Source organism: uncultured Cetobacterium sp., from assembly GCF_947039425.1.
Classification (GTDB): Bacteria; Fusobacteriota; Fusobacteriia; order Fusobacteriales; family Fusobacteriaceae; genus Cetobacterium_A.
Map to the genome: position 1 here is coordinate 1 of NZ_CAMQYW010000174.1, position 4,165 is coordinate 4,165.

At 25.4% G+C, this 4,165-nt stretch carries 3 protein-coding genes and 1 pseudogene; all 4 read right to left on the minus strand.

Features of this window, described 5'->3' with window-relative positions:
* A pseudogene (locus tag Q0V09_RS08515) lies at window positions 1-576 on the minus strand (3-deoxy-7-phosphoheptulonate synthase); the annotation flags it as partial.
* A gap of 25 nt (window positions 577-601) precedes the next feature.
* The gene (gene cas4 / locus Q0V09_RS08520; RefSeq protein WP_297488531.1) at window positions 602-3,409 is read right to left on the minus strand and encodes a CRISPR-associated protein Cas4; all 2,808 of its coding nucleotides are present in this window, start codon (window positions 3,407-3,409) and stop codon (window positions 602-604) included.
* Between the two features lie 73 nt (window positions 3,410-3,482).
* A complete protein-coding gene (locus Q0V09_RS08525) occupies window positions 3,483-3,650 on the minus strand; it encodes an ATP-binding protein (protein ID WP_297404333.1) in 168 nt (55 codons plus the stop codon).
* A gap of 210 nt (window positions 3,651-3,860) precedes the next feature.
* Entirely contained in the window at window positions 3,861-4,007 is a 147-nt protein-coding gene (locus tag Q0V09_RS08530) for a hypothetical protein (protein WP_297488534.1), read from the minus strand.
* Between the last annotated feature and the right edge of the window lie 158 nt (window positions 4,008-4,165).

Below are 4,165 nucleotides of genomic sequence, written 5' to 3' on the forward strand. Positions count from 1 at the left end.
ACTAAAGTTTTGCATATTTCTAGCTCCAACTTGAAATATATCTGTATATTGTCCCACTATTTCAATCTCTCTAGTATCCATAACCTCTGTTACCATAACTAAATCATATTTATCAGCCGCTTCTCTCATATACTTTAAACCCTCTTCACCTAATCCTTGAAAATCATAGGGAGAAGTTCTTGGTTTATATGCTCCACCTCTTAAATATTCGCATCCATTTTCTTTAATAACTTTTGCAGTTTCAAGTATCATCTCTCTATTTTCAATAGAACATGGTCCTGCCATAATAACCATGTTATCTCCACCTATTTTTCTTCCCTTTACTTCAATAATACTAGGTTCACTTTTAAACTCGCTACTTACAAATTTAAAAGGTTTTCCTATTTTTACAACTTCATCCACTATTGAAAACTTTTTTAAGCTTTCTTTTGTTACACCACCATTTTTACCCATTATTCCTATTTTTTTAACATTGTAATCTGTTGTTTCAATTACTCCATGTCCATTATTTATAATATAGCTTTTTAAGGTTTCTATTTCTTGTGATGTAGCACTGTTTTTTAATATTATATACATACTACCACCCTAATTTTTTTTTATATTATATCATATTTACACTAAAACAGTACTTTTTAAATTCACAATTTAAACATTTTTTCTTATTTTGTGTTCTTTCGGTAAATTTTTGATTTTGAATTTTCTTAATTATCTCATCAAATTTTTTTAAAATATCCTCTACTTCATTATTATTAAAATCAACGTCTATTTTACTTCCATCTTTTACAAAATAAATAACTCCACCTTTTACTTTCTTGTCTGTATTTTTTTGTAATAAACAACAATAAAACTTAATCTGAAATTTATAATCCTCTAAATTTTCTAAGCTTTTTTCCATATCGCCTGTTTTAAAATCTACAACTATTAGCTCTCCTTCTTTCTCTATTACTAAATCTAATTTACCTTCAATAGTGTAATCTTCTTTAAGAATATGTAGTTCTTTTTCAACATATGAAATATTTTTATAAAACTCGAAACCATCTTTTAAATATCTTTTTACTTGCTCAAGTCCTGCTTCAACTATTTTTTCTGGTAATTTTATTCCTTGAGATATTTTTAAATTTTCATAATCATTTAAATAATTTTTTTCTACATCCTCAAGTGAGATCTTCTCTCCATTTAAATACTCTTTATTAATAAATTCTAAACTTTGATGGACTAAATTTCCAAAAAATGTTGATGGAGTTCTAAGTCCTTTAAACTCAAATATTTTATTCATTTTGTACTTAAATGGGCAATTAACATATTTCAAATAATGAGAAGTACAAGAAAATGCATCCATTAATTGAACATCATTAGTCTCAGATATATTTAACTTATCTAAATTTACTTCTTTTGAAATAATGTCTGGTAACATCTCATATACTCTTTTAAAAGCAGGAGATGGAACTTCTCTTTTCCCCTTTGATATTTCCACACAACTTAAAACTAAAAGATCTTTAGCTCTAGAAAATGCAGTATAATAAAGTCTCCAAAAATCAAACTCTTTTATTCTATATTCTGGTTCAAAAGAATCATTTTTTAAAAATATCTCTTCTATCTCCTCATCTTCATCTCTTTCTTTTTCTGGTGAGCTCTCTAAAGAACCTACAATTACAACTGGAAATTCAAGACCTTTAGACTGATGTATTGTAAGAAAAGATACAGCTCCTTTTGGAGCAAACTCTTTAATATCTTCATATTCATCTACTCCATTTTGCTTTAAAAATTTAAGATGCATTAAAAAGAAATAATCTGTTATTTTTATAATATTTTCCTCTGTTATTTTAGAACTTCTTGAAAGAATGTCTGCTTTTTCAACTATTTTTGAAAATATACCTATATTATATAACTTTCTATTTTCTAAAACTCCTTCAGAATCATTTTTTATAAAACTTTCCATACCTTTTAAAGCCAATACTTCATAAAATAGTTCTAATAATCCATTTTTACCATCTTTTAAATTTTCATACTCAATTTTTAATTTTTCCAATTGATTAAAATAATCTAAATCTTTTCTTATTTTTTTTTCTAAAATATTTAAACAATTTTTATAATAATCAACAATATCTAGTTTATACTCTGTTTTAAAAACTTTATTATCCTCTCTGATTAGTACATATAAAAATATACCTATAATCTCTTTAATTTCATCTCTATAAAAAAAGAGATTAGATCTAGGTGAATACACTCCTATGCCTTTATATTCTAAATAATGAGCTAAGGAAACTATTTTTTTATTCTTTACTGACCTAAATAAAAATGCTACTTGATTATAATCTTTTATTTTTCCTGTATTTTTTAAAAACTTTAAAAATTCTCCTATTCTTTCTTGCCAAGTATTCTCAGATTCTGAAACTGACAGCCTTACTACTTTAGCTTCATCATTATCTTTTTCTTCAGGAACAATTAGATTTTTTTCATGTCTAAATCCATCCCAATAAAGACTGTCTATCCAAGCTTTACAAAAAGAAACAATACTTTTTTCTGATCTATAATTAGTTTCAAGTTTTACCACTTTACATTCATTTTGAAACTTACTTTCAAATTGTAATATATTTTTTATTGTAGCTCCTCTAAATCTATATATCCCTTGATCATCATCACCAACTACACATATATTTTTAAATTTATTTCCTATTAAAAAAATTAATTTTTCTTGAATTGTATTTGTATCTTGATACTCATCTATCATAATATAATTTATTTTATTTTGAATATTTTCAAGAGCAATATTATTTTCTTTTAAAATTCTATATGCTTCCAATTGAATCATAGAAAAATCAAGTTTATTCTCCTCCAATAATATCTTTTTATATTTTTCAAAAGCTTCTCCCAAAAAAGATATTTTTAAATTAATATTCTCCTTAAGAACAGTTTCTTCAATTCCCTCTTCACTTAACTTATTAAACCACTTTAAAAGAATCTCCCCCTGTTTCCAAGAATTCATATATGACTTTTTTATAAAAAATTCATTATATCCTAAAATTTCTTTAAAATATTTTAATTTAGAAAAAATAAAAAATTTCTGATCTATTGTTTCTAAGACTTTATATCCTTTTTTTAATAAAGAATATTCTATATTTTCATCTATTATCCTTAAACATATAGAATGAATTGTCCCAATATAAAGAGAGTTCATATATATATTTTCATCTTTTAATCTTGAAGTTATCCTTGTAATCAATTCTCTAGCTGCTCTTTCTGTAAAGGTACTTATTAAAATCTTATCGGGAGATATTCCTTTATTTTTAACCATATTCACTACTCTTTCAACTAAAGTTCTTGTTTTTCCAGATCCTGGACCCGCTATAATTAACATTGGCCCATCTATATGTTCTACAGCTTCTTTTTGGCTTTTATTTAACTTCATTTTAACCTCTCTTTTTCAAATATACAAAAAAAGACTTGGATAACCAAGTCTCATCTTCATATGGATATTAAAACTATGCAGTTATTGCTGATACTGGGCAAACACCTTCGCAAGCTCCACAATCAACACATGAATCTCCAATCTCATATTTCCCATTATCATCAGCAGTTATTGCCGATACTGGACAAGTTCCCTCACAAGCTCCACAACCTATACAAGTATCTTTATCTATTACGTGCATTTTAATACCTCCTAATTTATTTTTAATTTATACTAGTAATATATCTAATTTTCTAAAAAAAGTCAAGATATTTTGATTGGAAAAAATACATTTTTTTCTTAAAATTTTGATTATCAAACAGTTTCTTCAAAATACAATTGCTTTTATTTATTAATTTATAAATAAAAATTAAAAAAACCATTAGTTATAATGGTTTTTTTTATCTATTTATTATACTGATTGTTTATCTGAATATTTTGCGTCTACTCCTCTTAAAGAAGATCCACATGTATTGCAATATGCATCTGTTTCCTCATTTGCTGTTTCACATGTCATACACTCTTTTACCATTTTATTATGATTTTCTGTTTTCCCCATTGATGTACACCCCACTAATCCAATTAAAGCACTAGATAAAACAACCATTCTTAGTATCTTTTTTATAATAATCCTCTCCTTTTCATTTGATTTATATTATATTATTCGATACATTATTCTTTACAAAGTTTAAATTTCCTTTTATTTTTTTACAAAAA